The organism is Photorhabdus kayaii, from assembly GCF_025384895.1.
Lineage (GTDB): Bacteria > Pseudomonadota > Gammaproteobacteria > Enterobacterales > Enterobacteriaceae > Photorhabdus > Photorhabdus kayaii.
Genome location: NZ_JAJAFZ010000054.1, coordinates 1 through 14,546, shown reverse-complemented (window position 1 = coordinate 14,546; position 14,546 = coordinate 1). Strand labels below are relative to the sequence as shown.

The 14,546-nt window shown below is 43.8% G+C and carries 19 protein-coding genes and 1 pseudogene; 18 read left to right on the top strand and 2 right to left on the bottom strand.

All coding sequences use genetic code 11. The features are described from left to right. Positions 1-10 precede the first annotated feature (10 nt). Both LGZ98_RS17485 and sctN read right to left on the bottom strand, forming a co-directional pair. On the bottom strand, positions 11-472 hold the full coding sequence (locus LGZ98_RS17485) for a type III secretion protein (RefSeq protein WP_262978335.1): 462 nt from the start codon (positions 470-472) through the stop codon (positions 11-13). Next, a complete protein-coding gene (sctN, locus tag LGZ98_RS17480) occupies positions 472-1,794 on the bottom strand; it encodes a type III secretion system ATPase SctN (protein WP_112879036.1) in 1,323 nt (440 codons plus the stop codon). Before sctN ends, LGZ98_RS17485 begins: the two co-directional genes overlap by 1 nt. Positions 1,795-2,099: 305 nt before the next feature. On the opposite strand from sctN, the gene sctW reads away from it, so the two are divergent. The 18 genes and pseudogenes from sctW to LGZ98_RS17390 form a co-directional block, all read left to right on the top strand. Then, positions 2,100-2,972 (top strand): type III secretion system gatekeeper subunit SctW, encoded by an 873-nt coding sequence (gene sctW, locus LGZ98_RS17475; RefSeq protein ID WP_113040886.1) that lies wholly within the window; start codon positions 2,100-2,102, stop codon positions 2,970-2,972. Next, on the top strand, positions 2,953-3,240 hold the full coding sequence (locus tag LGZ98_RS17470) for a TyeA family type III secretion system gatekeeper subunit (RefSeq protein WP_113040887.1): 288 nt from the start codon (positions 2,953-2,955) through the stop codon (positions 3,238-3,240). The genes sctW and LGZ98_RS17470 overlap by 20 nt, the downstream gene beginning before the upstream one ends. After that, complete coding sequence (sycN, locus tag LGZ98_RS17465; protein ID WP_112879039.1) at positions 3,237-3,608, top strand: type III secretion chaperone SycN; 372 nt, start codon at positions 3,237-3,239, stop codon at positions 3,606-3,608. The genes LGZ98_RS17470 and sycN overlap by 4 nt, the downstream gene beginning before the upstream one ends. Further along, positions 3,605-3,970, top strand: coding sequence for a YscX family type III secretion system protein SctX (gene sctX, locus LGZ98_RS17460; protein ID WP_112879040.1), 366 nt, complete (start codon positions 3,605-3,607; stop codon positions 3,968-3,970). Before sycN ends, sctX begins: the two co-directional genes overlap by 4 nt. Before the next feature lie 2 nt (positions 3,971-3,972). Further along, positions 3,973-4,302, top strand: a complete 330-nt coding sequence (gene sctY, locus LGZ98_RS17455) for a type III secretion system chaperone SctY (RefSeq protein WP_112894985.1) — start codon at positions 3,973-3,975, stop codon at positions 4,300-4,302. A gap of 47 nt (positions 4,303-4,349) precedes the next feature. Beyond that, positions 4,350-6,416, top strand: coding sequence for a type III secretion system export apparatus subunit SctV (gene sctV / locus LGZ98_RS17450; protein WP_262978348.1), 2,067 nt, complete (start codon positions 4,350-4,352; stop codon positions 6,414-6,416). Continuing rightward, a complete protein-coding gene (locus LGZ98_RS17445; protein WP_112894986.1) occupies positions 6,413-6,847 on the top strand; it encodes an LcrR family type III secretion system chaperone in 435 nt (144 codons plus the stop codon). The genes sctV and LGZ98_RS17445 overlap by 4 nt, the downstream gene beginning before the upstream one ends. A 40-nt stretch (positions 6,848-6,887) precedes the next feature. Next, entirely contained in the window at positions 6,888-7,166 is a 279-nt protein-coding gene (locus LGZ98_RS17440) for an LcrG family type III secretion system chaperone (protein ID WP_113040889.1), read from the top strand. Between the two features lie 18 nt (positions 7,167-7,184). Continuing rightward, positions 7,185-8,102: a virulence-associated V antigen gene (locus LGZ98_RS17435; protein ID WP_262978334.1), complete on the top strand. Its 918-nt coding sequence runs from the start codon at positions 7,185-7,187 to the stop codon at positions 8,100-8,102. Between the two features lie 9 nt (positions 8,103-8,111). Then, on the top strand, positions 8,112-8,618 hold the full coding sequence (locus tag LGZ98_RS17430) for a SycD/LcrH family type III secretion system chaperone (protein WP_036809084.1): 507 nt from the start codon (positions 8,112-8,114) through the stop codon (positions 8,616-8,618). Continuing rightward, the gene (sctE, locus tag LGZ98_RS17425; RefSeq protein ID WP_262978333.1) at positions 8,602-9,780 is read left to right on the top strand and encodes a type III secretion system translocon subunit SseC family protein; all 1,179 of its coding nucleotides are present in this window, start codon (positions 8,602-8,604) and stop codon (positions 9,778-9,780) included. The genes LGZ98_RS17430 and sctE overlap by 17 nt, the downstream gene beginning before the upstream one ends. Before the next feature lie 11 nt (positions 9,781-9,791). Beyond that, positions 9,792-10,676, top strand: coding sequence for a YopD family type III secretion system translocon subunit (locus LGZ98_RS17420; RefSeq protein ID WP_262978332.1), 885 nt, complete (start codon positions 9,792-9,794; stop codon positions 10,674-10,676). 380 nt (positions 10,677-11,056) lie between these two features. After that, complete coding sequence (locus tag LGZ98_RS17415; protein ID WP_112894993.1) at positions 11,057-11,500, top strand: type III secretion system chaperone; 444 nt, start codon at positions 11,057-11,059, stop codon at positions 11,498-11,500. Next, positions 11,497-11,730, top strand: a complete 234-nt coding sequence (locus tag LGZ98_RS17410; protein ID WP_112879050.1) for a T3SS regulon translocated regulator ExsE family protein — start codon at positions 11,497-11,499, stop codon at positions 11,728-11,730. The genes LGZ98_RS17415 and LGZ98_RS17410 overlap by 4 nt, the downstream gene beginning before the upstream one ends. Further along, a complete protein-coding gene (locus LGZ98_RS17405; protein WP_113040893.1) occupies positions 11,727-12,116 on the top strand; it encodes a YscW family type III secretion system pilotin in 390 nt (129 codons plus the stop codon). Before LGZ98_RS17410 ends, LGZ98_RS17405 begins: the two co-directional genes overlap by 4 nt. Before the next feature lie 639 nt (positions 12,117-12,755). Continuing rightward, positions 12,756-13,745 carry a glycosyltransferase gene (locus LGZ98_RS17400; RefSeq protein WP_113040894.1) on the top strand — a complete coding sequence of 330 codons (990 nt, stop codon included), beginning with the start codon at positions 12,756-12,758 and terminating at the stop codon, positions 13,743-13,745. A 271-nt stretch (positions 13,746-14,016) separates the two neighbouring features. Continuing rightward, entirely contained in the window at positions 14,017-14,343 is a 327-nt protein-coding gene (locus tag LGZ98_RS17395) for a phage holin, lambda family (RefSeq protein WP_112894998.1), read from the top strand. 9 nt (positions 14,344-14,352) lie between these two features. Then, positions 14,353-14,546, top strand: a pseudogene (locus LGZ98_RS17390) (structural protein); the annotation flags it as partial.

The window sequence follows — 14,546 nt, the reverse complement described above, 5'->3', positions numbered from 1 at the left end:
CTCTTCTGTTTTACACTCTTTCCTGGCGATGGAACTCTTCTTGTTCCAGCTCTTCCTGGTATTCACCTTGGACTCGGATCGCCTCTTGTTGCTGACGACCCAATTCATTAAATTTTTCTTGCTGCTGGCGTGCGTGGTGCAGAACACGTTGACACTCTTTTAATTGGCGGAGTTCCAGCTCCACTTTTTCAGTCATTTCAGCCACTTGCTTTTCCAATTGCGCTTCATTTTCGCGTAACAGGGCAACTTGTTGTTGCCAGCGTTCAAGACCTTTGCGGTCAATAGGTTGGCCCTGACACAATGCAAAAAGCCGTTGTTCTTCTTCTATTCGCCATTGACAGTAATCTTGCAAGGTTTGCAAAGCCTGCTGATGGTGTTGACGGGCCGTTTGCAGTTTCATTTGTTGCAAGGAAAAATGTTTTTCAGCGCGTTCGACTCGCAAGGTCTTTATACGTTGTAAACGGCCAATCATTATTTTGTTATCTGCTGTAATTGAGCTAAGGTTTGCGGTAAATCACTTGGCTCATGGGTGCCTTGGCGTAACCAGCTACGTATTGCTTCAATGTGCGCAATGGCATTGTCAGCAACGGGATCTTGCCCTTTTTGGTACTCTCCAATCTGCAACAAAAGCTCAACTTCTTCATATTTAGCTAGCCATTTGCGCAACAGGCCGGCCTGAGCCTGATGTTCAGGAGTGATAATTTGATTCATCACCCTGCTAGCGGAACGTAACACATCAATAGCTGGATAGTGGTTAGCCGCCGCCAGTTTGCGTGACAAAATAATGTGACCATCAAGGATAGAGCGGGTCTCGTCTGCGACAGGCTCTGTCATGTCATCGCCTTCCACCAAAACGGTATAGAGGGCGGTAATCGAACCTTTGTCGGATTGACCAGCACGTTCCATTAGCCGTGGCAAAGCGGCGAACACTGACGGGGGATAACCACGTCGGGTTGGCGGCTCGCCAGCAGCTAAACCTATTTCTCGTTGCGCTCGGGCGAAACGGGTCACGGAATCCATTAGCAGGAGGACACGCTTACCTTGATCACGAAAATATTCAGCGATTGATGTAGCAACAAATCCTGCTTTAGCCCGCTCCATTGCCGGGCGGTCTGAGGTCGCTACCACCAGCACCGAGCGTTTTAGGCCCTCTTCACCAAGATCCGATTCGATAAATTCCCGCACTTCACGGCCACGTTCACCGATGAGCGCCAGCACGGTAACATCAACTTCGGCGCTACGAATCAACGTAGATAACAGCGTACTTTTTCCGCCACCGGCGGCGGCAAAAATCCCCATACGTTGACCTTCGCCGCAGGTGAGTAAGCCATCAATAGCGCGTACGCCGAGAGAGAGCGGGTGCTCAATCCGTTTACGACTCATGGGAGCTGGTGCATCTCGGTAAACCGGATACCAGGCTTGTGGCTCCGGTAATTGACCGCCGGAAAATGGATTACCTAGCCCATCAAGGACTTGTCCTAACAGGTAGTCCCCCACGCCAACTTGATGCATGGCTCCGGTTGGACTCACTTCGGTATTTGAAGAGATACCAAACATCTCGCCAAGAGGTGTTAACAAGGCTTGATGTTGTTGGAATCCAATCACCTCCGCCAAAAGCGACAGTGTGTTGTCAGGATTGCGTAAGTGACAAAGTTCACCTATCCGTACACCAGGAATAACGGCTTTAAGTAGTGTACCCGTGACCTGAGTAACCCTGCCGCGAATCTGAATTAGCCGGCATTCATTAATGGCGTGGCGCATTTTGCCGGGAATATGGTCTAGGGAAAGCTTCATGATCGTTTATATAACCTCTGCTATAAATACTATAAAGAAGGGGAGGCGGAAGGGATTGCAACCTGAGTCGGGAGTTTTTAGAAAATGGTTGGAGTTTACCTGGCTGTTCTCTGCTTTATCGGTAAGATTTCCTATTTTATTCACAGTGTGTTGCTCATGTTTTATGAGTCTTATATCAGAACAATGGGGCTATTCCTTGAGTTATGGCGGTTTTTGCTAAAAATTCACGACTGATTTTGGCATAGGCACAGGAGCGGTATCTTTATAATTTGTTCATTATTAACTCTGATATGACAAGGTAGACTATGGATATTATCCAGAATCATCTTCATTCGGTAACTTTATCAGAACTGGGTGCTGGGGTTACCGCACAACAGGAACAAGCTAAGGTAGGTCAGTTTCAGGGAGAGAAAGTTGTGCTGGTATCAGCATCCCAGTCTTTTGCTGATGCGGCCGAAGAGATGACTTTTGCATTTTCGGAACGCAAGGATATGCCACTCTCCAAACGTAAAGTTAGTGATGGACATGCCAGGGTGCGAGAAATTGAGGCACTGGTGGGTGAATATTTGCAGAAGGTGCCAGATTTAGAGCGTCAGCAAAAGGTCAAGGCATTAATCTCCCACTTAAATAATGCTCAACTGACTAATATTGCTCAGTTACAGGCTTATCTGGAAAGTTTCTCTGGAGAGGTGAGTGAGCAATTCTATGCGCTAAGTCAGGCGCGTGATGCGCTGGCAGGCAGGCCAGAGGCACATGCCATATTGACATTGGTTGAACAGGAGTTGTCACGCTTAGCGCGAGAGCAAGGAATTGCTATCGAGTTGGGGGCCCGCATTACGCCTGATGCCACGACAGCAGCTAAAAATGGGGTTGGCAACTTGCAAGCGTTGCGCAACATCTATCGTGATGCAGTGATGGATTATCAAGGGTTGTCGGCTGCCTGGCGGGATATTCAATCCAATTTCAAGAGTAGTTCCCTGATGGAAGTAACAGGATTCATCATGAAAGCGTTGAGTGCTGATCTGGACAGCCAACAGCGGCAACTTGATCCTATTAAGTTGGAACGTGTGATGAGTGACATGCATAAACTCCGTTTGCTTAACAGTTTATCGGTTCAGGTTGAACAGTTATGGAAAAGCGTGGTAGAGGGAGAAAGTCATGGCATACGGGCCTTCTGACCTTATGGGGGATGTCGTTTCTCTGGTTGAGAAACGTTGGGCCAATGTGCGAGATGTTGAAATACTCGGTCATGCTTTGGGATTGCAGGATAACCAAACTCAAATTCATTTCTACCGGGAATTGAAACGATTGATTCGTTTGATTCCGGTGGAAGTGTTCAGTGATGAAGAGCAGCGCCAAAACCTGCTTAATGCTTGTCAGCTGGCGCTGGATACAGCAATTGAGAGAGAAGAAGACGAATTGTGGTCGGGAGAGGGAGCATCATGAACTGGATAGAGCCACAGTTGCTCCAGTTTTGTCAGGATTTGGGTATGGAGATGTCTGATGCTTCTAGCCCCTTGATCCAAATCGATTTTGAGTATTCTGGTACGTTGCAAATTGAGCGCTATGGTGGCGCATTAACACTTTGGCTGGCCCGTGAAATTCCCTGGCATCAGGGAAAAGAGGTCATGGTGAAAGCGATGCTACTCACTTTCAGTGGTCAGGGGCCCGAGCTGCCCTTGCGTTGTGGCTGGCTGGGAGAAGATCGTCTGTTATTGTTTGTGACATTAGATGAACGACATATAACGTTGCCCTTGCTGCATCAGGCATTTCGCTCTTTGCTAAGAGTACAGCGTGAGGTGCTCGCTTCGTGAGCAAAATCGCTGCTGCCCATATAGGAATTGAGCAACTAACGGCGATCAGTCGGGAAGAGATAGAGGTTAGTTTACCTGATCGCTACGCGCTATTGCCCGATGGTCAATCCGTTGAGACACACGCCGCACGTCTTTATCCGGCCAACAAGGCAGATCAGGCTTTGTTGGCTTTTGCCTGCCCGCAAGATGGGTTTCACTCTCTGTTGCGTCCACATGATTTTCGTCAGGCGGTTAGTGGTCTGCGTACAATTTTGCAACAAGGTAATGACATCAGGGTACAGCATGCTGTCTCCCTGTTGGAAAAAATGAATCAAGATGAACAGTTGTTGCAGATGGCTCTGCACCTGTTGCACAAGGTATGACCATGACTCTCAGTGCTAAACAGCAGAGCGCTCTGTTGCTGCTCGGCTGGCTTCAACTTCAATACGGTCATCCTGACCGAGCTCGTATTTTATTGGATGCATTACTGGCTTTGCATCCTGAACATCAGGAAGGGCGTCGCGCCTTGGTGGTTTCATTACTTAAATTGCAAGAGGGGAGTATGGCAAAAGAACATTGCACTCTCTTACAAGAGCAGGGTGAACAAAGCGCCGCCCTCTGGCTTTGTGTTAGCCGTGCTTGTCAACAGGAAGGGAACCTGGAAGAAGCACGCAGTGCTTATCAGCGTTATCTCGCTCAAGGGGCCCTATTGTGAACCGTGGGTTTGAGTTATTGCGTCTGATTGGCGAGCGTAAAGACATCATGTTGGCAGTATTGTTGCTAGCCGTGGTCTTCATGATGGTTTTGCCGCTTCCGCCTGTCCTACTTGACATTTTGATCGCCATTAATATGACCATCTCTGTTGTGCTCATGATGATGGCGGTCTATATCAATTCCCCTTTACAGTTTTCCGCTTTTCCTGCGGTCTTGCTGGTGACCACGCTGTTTCGTTTGGCGCTTTCCGTCAGTACCACCCGGATGATCCTCCTGCAAGCAGATGCCGGTAAAATAGTCTACACCTTTGGTAATTTCGTTGTCGGTGGCAACCTGATAGTCGGGATAGTGATCTTTCTGATTATCACCATTGTACAATTTATCGTCATAACCAAAGGTTCGGAGCGCGTAGCTGAGGTTAGTGCTCGTTTTTCCCTTGATGCCATGCCGGGTAAGCAGATGAGTATCGACGGAGATATGCGTGCCGGCGTTATTGACGTCAATGAAGCCAGGGAGAGGCGTAGCATTATCGAAAAAGAGAGCCAGATGTTTGGTTCGATGGATGGTGCGATGAAATTTGTTAAGGGTGATGCGATTGCGAGTCTCCTCATCATCTTTGTCAACATTTTGGGTGGGATAACTATAGGCGTCACCCAAAAAGGGATGTCTGTGTCCGATGCATTACAGCTCTACGCCATTTTGACCGTTGGTGATGGTATGGTCTCTCAGGTTCCTGCCCTGTTGATTGCGATTACGGCAGGCATCATTGTTACCCGAGTTTCATCAGAAGACGCCTCTGATCTAGGTAGTGAGATTGGTGATCAGGTCGTTGCTCAACCAAAGGCACTATTAATTGGCGGTGTTTTATTGGTGGTATTTGGCCTTATTCCTGGATTCCCTACATTAACTTTCTTAATTCTTGCACTGGTGGTGGCGGGTGGCGGTTATTTGCTGTTCCAGCGCCAGCGACAAGTCAACGCCAGCCAACAAGCGGATCTTCCTAGACTGTTAGCCCAAGGGGCAGGCGCACCGGCGGCCAAATCTAAACCCAAGAGCGGCAGTAAGGCCAAAGCTGGAAAATTGAGTGAGAAAGAGGAATTTGCTATGACGGTTCCTTTACTTATTGATGTGGATGCGGGATTACAGGCTGAGCTGGAAGCTATTTCACTGAATGATGAATTAATACGGGTACGACGCGCCCTCTATTTGGATTTGGGCGTACCATTTCCGGGTATTCACTTACGTTTTAATGAAGGGATGAAGCAAGGGGAATACCTGATCCAGCTACAAGAGGTACCTGTTGCCCGTGGTCGGCTGCGTTCAGCGCATTTACTGGTGCAGGAACCGGTCAGTCAGTTGGAACTATTAGCTATCCCTTACGAAGAAGGGGAACCTCTATTACCTAAGCAGCCTACCTTGTGGGTAGCTGAAGCACATCAGGAACGTTTGGCGAAATCCGGGCTAGCGGTTTTATCCATGTCTCAGGTGATCACTTGGCATTTGTCACATGTGTTGCGGGAGTATGCCGAAGATTTTATTGGCGTGCAGGAAACCCGTTATCTTCTAGAACAGATGGAAGGCAGTTATGGGGAATTGGTCAAGGAGGCCATGCGCATAATCCCATTGCAACGGATGACCGAGATACTGCAACGGTTGGTAGGCGAGGACATCTCTATTCGTAATACACGTACGATTCTCGAAGCTATGGTGGTATGGGGGCAGAAAGAAAAAGATGTGGTGCAATTAACGGAATATATTCGCAGTAGTCTCAAGCGTTACATCTGTTACAAGTATGCTAATGGCAACAATATCTTGCCCGCTTATCTGTTGGATCAACAGGTAGAGGAACAAATTCGAGGAGGTATTCGCCAAACGAGCGCGGGTAGCTACTTGGCGCTGGACCCGGCAGTGACGCAAAGTTTCCTCGAACAGATGAAGAAAACAGTGGGCGATTTAACGCAAATGCAGAATAAGCCAGTGTTGATCGTATCAATGGATATTCGTCGCTATGTCCGTAAGTTAATTGAAGGTGATCACCACGGCTTGCCTGTGCTCTCGTATCAAGAGTTGACTCAACAGATCAACATCCAACCGCTTGGTAGGGTGTGTCTATGAACCGTGATCCGCTTACCCCTTGGTTTGAGGAGCAAGGTTATTCAGTACAGCCTCACTGTATGGGGAATAGTCCAATCCCTCTTGGCTGGCGTGTATGGTATGAAGGTTGTGAAATTGCCTGGCGTTATGATGCACCGCGAGTTTGGATCGTGATGTTACGCCGTACCCGGCAGCGTCGAGGGCTTGCTAATCCATTTGCGCCTCTTTATCTGTTGGCAACAGCAACGATGGCCGTACTTGGGCCGGGTAGCCGGCTTTATGGTCAAGTTAATACTTTGGTTGACTCTCCTCTTAATGATGAACGTTTGGCCCGGTTTTACCATCGCTGGACAGGCGCAAGTGAGGTTGCGGCTGGCTGGTTCGAGTTAGAAGCCAGTTGCGTTATATCGCTACATCAAATGAGAAAACAACAAAAAAAAGTCCAACGTTGACAGGAAGAATCAATATCTCTCTTTATTATAGGAGTCATGGATGCAAGAGGAACCCAACGCCAAGGTACTGCAAGCTGCTGAGGCAGCCATTGAGGACAGTGATCACAGACTGCAACTATTGCAGGAGATGTGGCAGTCTCTTGGCATCAACCCAAGTGTAGGTACAGAACTGTTTGGTCATGCTGACGTTACTTTGGTTCAGAATGCTGAGCAAGAGTTGCTGACAGAAGTTAATCGCTTACGAAGCAACCAACTACCCTCTCTGGAAGAGGGAAAGCGTCTTCGTCGCCCACCTCGTATGCGTGGCATTATTGTATAAGGAGTTTGAAGGTTGAAGGTGGAAATTAGGCCATATCAAAATGACCCACAGCTTTTCTTGGCAGATCTGGAAGGGGTTTCGCTAGAGCAATTACAAGGTTCTAAATCTTCGAAGCTTGATGAATTGGTTAATCTTATTTTTGATAAGGGGATCAAGATTACATCTGATTCTGATGTTGTCACTGAAAATAAGGAGCTCCTGAAAAAACTGATTGCCTATTTTCTGCCAGCGAACGCTATTGTTGAAAATGGTCATTTCGATAGCCAAATAAAGAATGGTATTGAGAATCTTAAATCCTTCTTGAATAGCCCGACATTAGGAACTGACTGGACATTAAGAGATTTTCTGGCTGCGGTTCATTTTAATTTAACGCCGGATCGTCTTGATGATGATGTAATCGATATTTTTGTTTCTGTTATGTCAGGTCATGATAAAAAACGACTTGAGTTGCGTGATGAACTGGCTACATTGACCGCAGAGTTAAAGATTTACAGTGTTATTCAATCGGAGATTAATGCGAAATTAGCAGCTAATGTGACGCTTAATATTACTGATGGCTCCTTCAATTTGTTGGACCATAAGAAATATGGTTTTAGTGATCAGGCTGCTTTTGAGAAAAGTGCTGAATATAAACTGTTAAGGAAGATATCTTCTGACTCTAAAATCTCTATTAAGAAATTCTTAGAAAGTTCCGATAAGCAAAGTGGCGCTATGACAGGTCTGGCAGATTCATATGAATATAATAAGGAAAATAATCGATTAGCCAACTTCTCTACTTCGGTTAATGATCGTGTAAATCCACTAAACAATATTGTCCAGGAAAAAACAACACGTTTAAATGAGGCTAGTTCCCGTTATAACGCGGCTATTGAGGCGTTAAACCGTTTTATTCAAAAATATGACAGCATCATGCGCAATATTCTCGGCGCAATTTAAGGAATGATTATGGAGCATCAAGAAACATCAACGACTTCTGACCAATATGCACAAGAGCTGGAATCTTTTCTTCATGATGGTGGCACTCTTGCCATGTTGAAGGATATTTCTAGTGATACGTTGGAGCAACTTTACTCATTAGCGTTCAACCAGTATCAGTCAGGCAAATGGCAGGATGCACATAAGATATTCCAGGCTTTGTGTATGTTGGATCACTATGATTCTCGGTTCTTCCTTGGATTGGGTGCATGCCGACAGGCAATGGGGCAACTGGAGCAGGCAATTCAAAGCTATAGCTACGGAGCAATGCTTGATATTAATGAGCCCCGTTTTCCATTTCATGCTGCCGAATGTCTCCTGCAATTAGGAGAACTCGATGGGGCTGAGAGTGGCTTCTACTCGGCCCAACAACTTGCGGCAGCTTTGCCGGAACAGGCCGCTTTGGCTGCCAGTTCCAGTGCAATGTTAGAAGCTATTACAATAAAAAGGACTCAGGAAAATGGTTCAAGTCAGTGAATCTAAAGTTCCTCAATCGAGGGTCAACAGTTTTCAGGTTGATGAAATCCGCGCAACTATACCTCCTAAAAGCGAGGAGCACGTCACGCCTAGTCAGGCGGGTAATTTGCTGTCTTCTGATGCCGCTAGGTCACGAGGAGTATCATTGCCAGCACCATTGGTGGTGGTGAATATTCACCCTAACCGAGAAGAAATGGCAAGGATTAAATCGGTTATGCAGGAGGCTAAGCAGGCAGTAGGACCGATAAAAGAGCTGACAGCAAAGCTGACAGAAACTTCGTTGTTGTCCTCTCTGGTATTGTCCTCATCTGAGGCAATAGAGATTGAATTGGGCAAATTGACCAGCGAGCTTAAGAGTAATCAGACTGATCTCAAAATCCAAGATATCCAGCGAGCACGTCAACAAAGCTTGCAGAAAATGGATGAGAACCAGCAGAAGATTAAAGAAGCTGAAAATTCTGCTAAAGAGGCGCAGAAATCTGGATTGTTTTCTAAGATCTTTGGCTGGATCAGTGCAATTGCTTCAATTGTGGTCGGAGTAATTATGGTTGCTACCGGTGTTGGTGCGGTAGCAGGGGGTTTGCTGATTGCCGGAGGGGTAATGGGTGCAGTCTCTCAGGGACTACAACAAGCAGCTCAAGATGGTTTAATCAGCAAGGAAACCATGAAATGGCTAGGGCCGGTCATAACCGCGATTGAGATTACGATGGCGGTGGCAGCGGCGGCGGTCAGTTTCGGTGGTTCGGCCGCCGGTTTGATAGCGAAAATGGGCGCTAAAATGGGCAGTAAAGTGGCTGATATGACAGCTAAGATGGCAGTAAAGGCAGCGGAGCTTTCTGCAAAAGCCGCCGGTACAGCAACTAATACTTTGTCCCGTGGTGTGAAAGTCGGTATGCAGGTAAGTGACATGACGGTGGATCTTGCTAATGGTGCTGCTCAAACTACCAATGCGGCCTTCCAGAGTAAAGCGGCTAACCGACAAGCTGATGTACAGCTCTCGCGGAGCGAATTGACCGTATTTCAGGCTGTTATGGACAGGCTCAAAGAGGAGTTGTCCCAAATGGTAGAGTCTTTCCAACATGTGATGGAAATGATTTTCCAGATGCTCAATGCCAGGGGCGACATGATAAATAACCTTGCCCGCCGACCACAGGAAATTTAGGGAATAAAAAGATGAGAATTAATGATAACGTCAGTAGTCAAGGGGTGACTTCCAGTCATGGTGTTGAAGTTGGAACTGACAACTTTGTGTCGACACCGACAGCACATGAAGCTGCTATTCAACAGCCGGAAAAAATGAGGTTCACGGATAAGGTTGAATTGAGTGTACCGAAACAGGGCCTCGATCCCAGTCGTTTAGGAAATGTCGGACAAGAATTAAATAACACGCTGGATATGATGTCGCTACTTTTTGAGATTGCAAAGAGGATGCGTGAACTGGGTATTTTGCAGCGTGACACTGAGAATAAAGCGTCCATTGATGCTCAAAAATCACAAGTGGATGAGATGCGACATGGTGCCAAATTGATGATTGCCATGGCGGTGGTTTCAGGCTTAATGACGCTTGGTTCAGGGCTGATAGGTAGTTTTTCTTCCGTTAAAAACAGTCAGGCGGTTAAGCAGCAGAAGACGTTGGAAAGCAATATTGCTGGTCGTAACGAATTAATCGATCTTAAGTTGCAACAGTTGGGCAAGAGTAGCGATGCGGATCGGGCAGCAATTGGTAAAGTATGGAATGTAGCACAAGATGCTGACAAGAGCACTTTGAAATCTCTTACCTTGGTTTTTGAAAGTCGTAACAGCAAGCAGCAGTTCTTAACTTCAGTAATGAAATCTTTAGAGAGTATGTCCAATAATTCTGTGCAGGTAGAACAGGGGCTTTCTCAGGCTAAAGCCAAGGAACATGAAGTGGATTCATCTATTTCTCAACATGAAAAACAGAAGAGTGAAGATCAGATTTCATTGGATAACAATTTCATGAGAGATGTTTTGCAATTAATACAGCAGCTTTATCAGAACCATGTCCAGGCATGGCGCGCGGCGACTGGCGTGGTGTAATGCTGGTAAAATAGATCAGTGTTATATAATAAGCTTGGGCGTACCGGGAGGTGCGCTCTTATCAATGGATACCGTTATTTGATCTCGTTTTTAAAATCCACTAACACCACCAAAGGTATAGAAAAACGAAAATATCAAATTAAGATTTCAGTCCTTAACAGGCAGAATGTGTTAAGGAAAAAAAGCATTTTCCTATATTCCGGTGTTTGGTTTTTGATAATCACTGGGGTGACCTTTTTATTAAAAGAATTGCCCTTGAGTGACAGAGGCGCAAAAGGCGATGGTAGTAAACTGAGTCCCTTTTCTGCGGGGGTAACCCGTTTGTTTGACTACTTGGTAATTCAAGTTGGTCTGATTGCCCTCTCTAGTAGGAGTAACCCATGGATGTGATAGCCATCGTCAATCAAGTTTTGGCTGAATTTGCTGCTAAATTCGGCTTGCCGCACTTAGCTTTAAATCATGAAGGTGTGGCTGCTCTCTGTTTTGATGAGCACCTTCACCTCTCTTTGATCTTAATTCCTGAACGTGACCAGCTCGTTTTACAGATAGATGTCGCTGATATCACTGTGGTCGGAGAGGGGATTTTCCGCCAATTAGCCAGCTTTAATCGTCATTGGTATCAGTTTGATCTTCACTTTGGTTTTGATGAGTCAACGCTGATGGTGCAGCTTTATCGGCAAATGTCAGCAAGTCGGCTGAATCAGGCTGTTTTTGAAGAGAGCCTTTCAAGTATGTTGGATCATGCTGAATTTTGGCAGGAATTATTGCAAGCTCAACTTCCGATTGGCTCTCAACAGAACGAATCTTTGGGAATGCGAGTATGAAAATTGAGAATTCGTTACCCATTCATTTAACAAATGTGCCCCATGAAAATGATAGCCTTTGTTGTGGTCGTCGGGTTACGTCAGGGTATATACCACAAAACGTTCATGAGCCGCTTTCTGCGGTGCTGAGTAGAGGTCTTGTCATGGGGCTTGAACATGAGACAACATTACAGCGTTTGTTGGATGGGCAGCATACTCCGTTGTCACAACGTAGGATCAGCCTAACATGACCAAGATAGGGTTGGTCATGTTGTGTTTGCTGATTACCGGTTGTGTTAGTGAGGCTGTTGAGCATGAAGCATCACGTCTGATTGAGGGCGATGTGACCATGCAGACCTCTCTACCCAGAACGGCAAACGTTGAGGTGTCATTGTTGACGGTGGTTGAAGGAAAAGTGTTGACAGTGGGTGAGATGAATTATCGTTTGGACATGCTACCCATCACTTTTTCTATGCGTTTGAGTCCGCAGTTTTCTCATGGTGAGTTATTCTTAAGAACTCGTCTACGTTGGGATGAGAAACGGGCAGTGCAGGCGAAAAGCCAACAACGCGTCGTTGCAGGAAAAAGAATTGTAGTGCAATTGTCTCCCTTGCCATGTTATCCAGAATGCCTATGAGTTTTAAATATTTTTGCATTAATAAATAAGGGATAATATTGTCTTTTAAATTTTTAAATGCTATTTAAATTACATGGAATTATACCTAATAATTTCATGTAATATTTTATTGTTCGGTATAAAATAATATATTTTCAATGTTAAATATCTATAGGATAATACATTAACATTTGAATCTCTCATTTTACAATTAGTTGAATAGTTCCTCTTCTGTTATTTCCTTCTATTTCTTATTCTTGATTATATTTTACTTTTTTACCCTCAAAGTATTTAACTGTATTTTTAATATAGGTTACATAAGCCATTTTAAATTAATATCACTTTTAATTGTTTTAATTGTTTTAATTGTTTTAATTGTTTTAATTTTATCTGCTACATTTGCCGATTTATTTAAACTGTTCCAATAGATTTTTTATACTGTTTCTATCTTTACAAGAAATAGTAATACCTAAATTCCCAGTGCATCCTTCTATCATTATCATACTTAATGATTTACTGTTTTGGTGGAAATTTTCAATCCCATCTATAACTGATGCTCAAAATATTGTATGGTCTGTGAATAGCAATGGGAAAAGGTGCATTTTTATTATGAAAATGGTGTTTTTATCAAAAATAACTAACTCATTAAAAGGATGATAGATGTTTCAGTTTGATATTACTATCATTATCCCTGTTTTTAATGATGAAAATAATATAATCTATTTGTTAGATTCAATTTCTTCGCAAGAAAATGTTAATTTTGAAGTCATTATTATTAATGATGGTTCAACAGATAACAGCTTAGAAGTCATTAAAGAATATGAAAAAAGAGATAATAGAATACGGATACTTAATCAAGAAAATCGTGGTGTTTCAATAGCTAGAAATTACGGCATAAAATATGCGAGAGGGGAGTGGGTTTTATTTGTTGATAGTGATGATTGGCTGAAACCACAAATATTAAGAAAATGGCTTGATCAAGCTATTGAACAGAGATTAGATGTGTTAATTGGCAATGGAGTCAGTTTTACAGAAGATCCATTCTCACAAGGGAATAGAAGAATAACACGTAGACAACCTTATGGCAGAGTGTTAACGGGTAAAGAGTGGATAAAATATTGCGTTGAGTGTAGAGAATGGCCACATTTTGTTTGGTTACAACTTATTAAAAAAGAATTAATTATAAATAACCAACTGAGTTTTATGGAAAATATCTTTCATGAAGATATCTTATGGACAATTAATTTGTCACTTATAGCGAATCGAATCGGCTTTTGTGAGGAGCAATTGTATTGTTATCGACATAATTTGCAATCAATAACTCGCTCAAGAGAAAGTAAAAAATTATATTATCGAGCTGATAGCTATATTACCGTGGTTAATTCAATTATTAAAATCTCAAAAGAAATTAAAGGTGAAAGGTCGTTAAAAAGATCTCTTAGTCGTCATGCAATACGAGAGGTTGGTAGTTTTTTTATTTTGTACAGAAAAAAGATACACGATCCATCCTTAAAGAAATTGCTTGCTAAACGTTTTATTGACCAAATTGGCTTGAGAGATTTATTACCAGGTGTGCATAATTACCATGAACTATGGTTTATTATACGTTGTAATTTAGTCTTAATATTAAGGAGGTTCATGGATGAGTGACTATAACTCTATATGATAAAGAAGTAACTTGAAAGATAACGGGTATATTTATCTGTTAATTATTATCATTCCCTTACACATAATGATACACCAGCAGAGTTTGTTGATGAGCTTGGTATTATATTAAATGTAAGTAATCACCTTATAAAATTTAAGGCTGCACTATGTGTGGCCTTTTCTTATTCTACTGATTTCGCAGTATTCCTATTAACTCAAATTTAAGGCTACACGGCAGCCTATGGATTCCCATTTATGTGAGTGGGTGTGAAGGATGAAATACATGGATAAACAGCCTGACATCTGGATGCAGCTATGGTTATGGCTGCTGTCAGTCAAAGAACAAGGTATAGGTGCGGCGCTGGCTGCCGCAATGGCTTATCTCAGAGGTCGATATAACGGTGGTAAATTCTGGACGACAATTATGGATTCTATTATGTGTGCCATGATTGCTTGGTTTATCCGTGATGTGTTGAATTTTTTTGGTATGAGCACGGATTTGGCTTACATCAGCAGTGTCATTATTGGTTATCTGGGCACCGACTATTTTGGTCAGATCTTAAGAAAAGTTGTTAATAACAAAACAGGTAATAAACAATAGGAGTGAATTATGAGCAGAGGTATTCGAAATAATAACCCAGGTAATATTCGTTGGGGTGATGACTGGCAAGGCTTGATCCCTGCATCACAGCGTACTGATAAATCTTTCTGTCAGTTTGTCAGTCCTGAATATGGTCTTCGGGCGATGATTAAAATTTTGCATAATTACAATCGGAAATATGGCCTTAAAACAGTGAAAGGGAT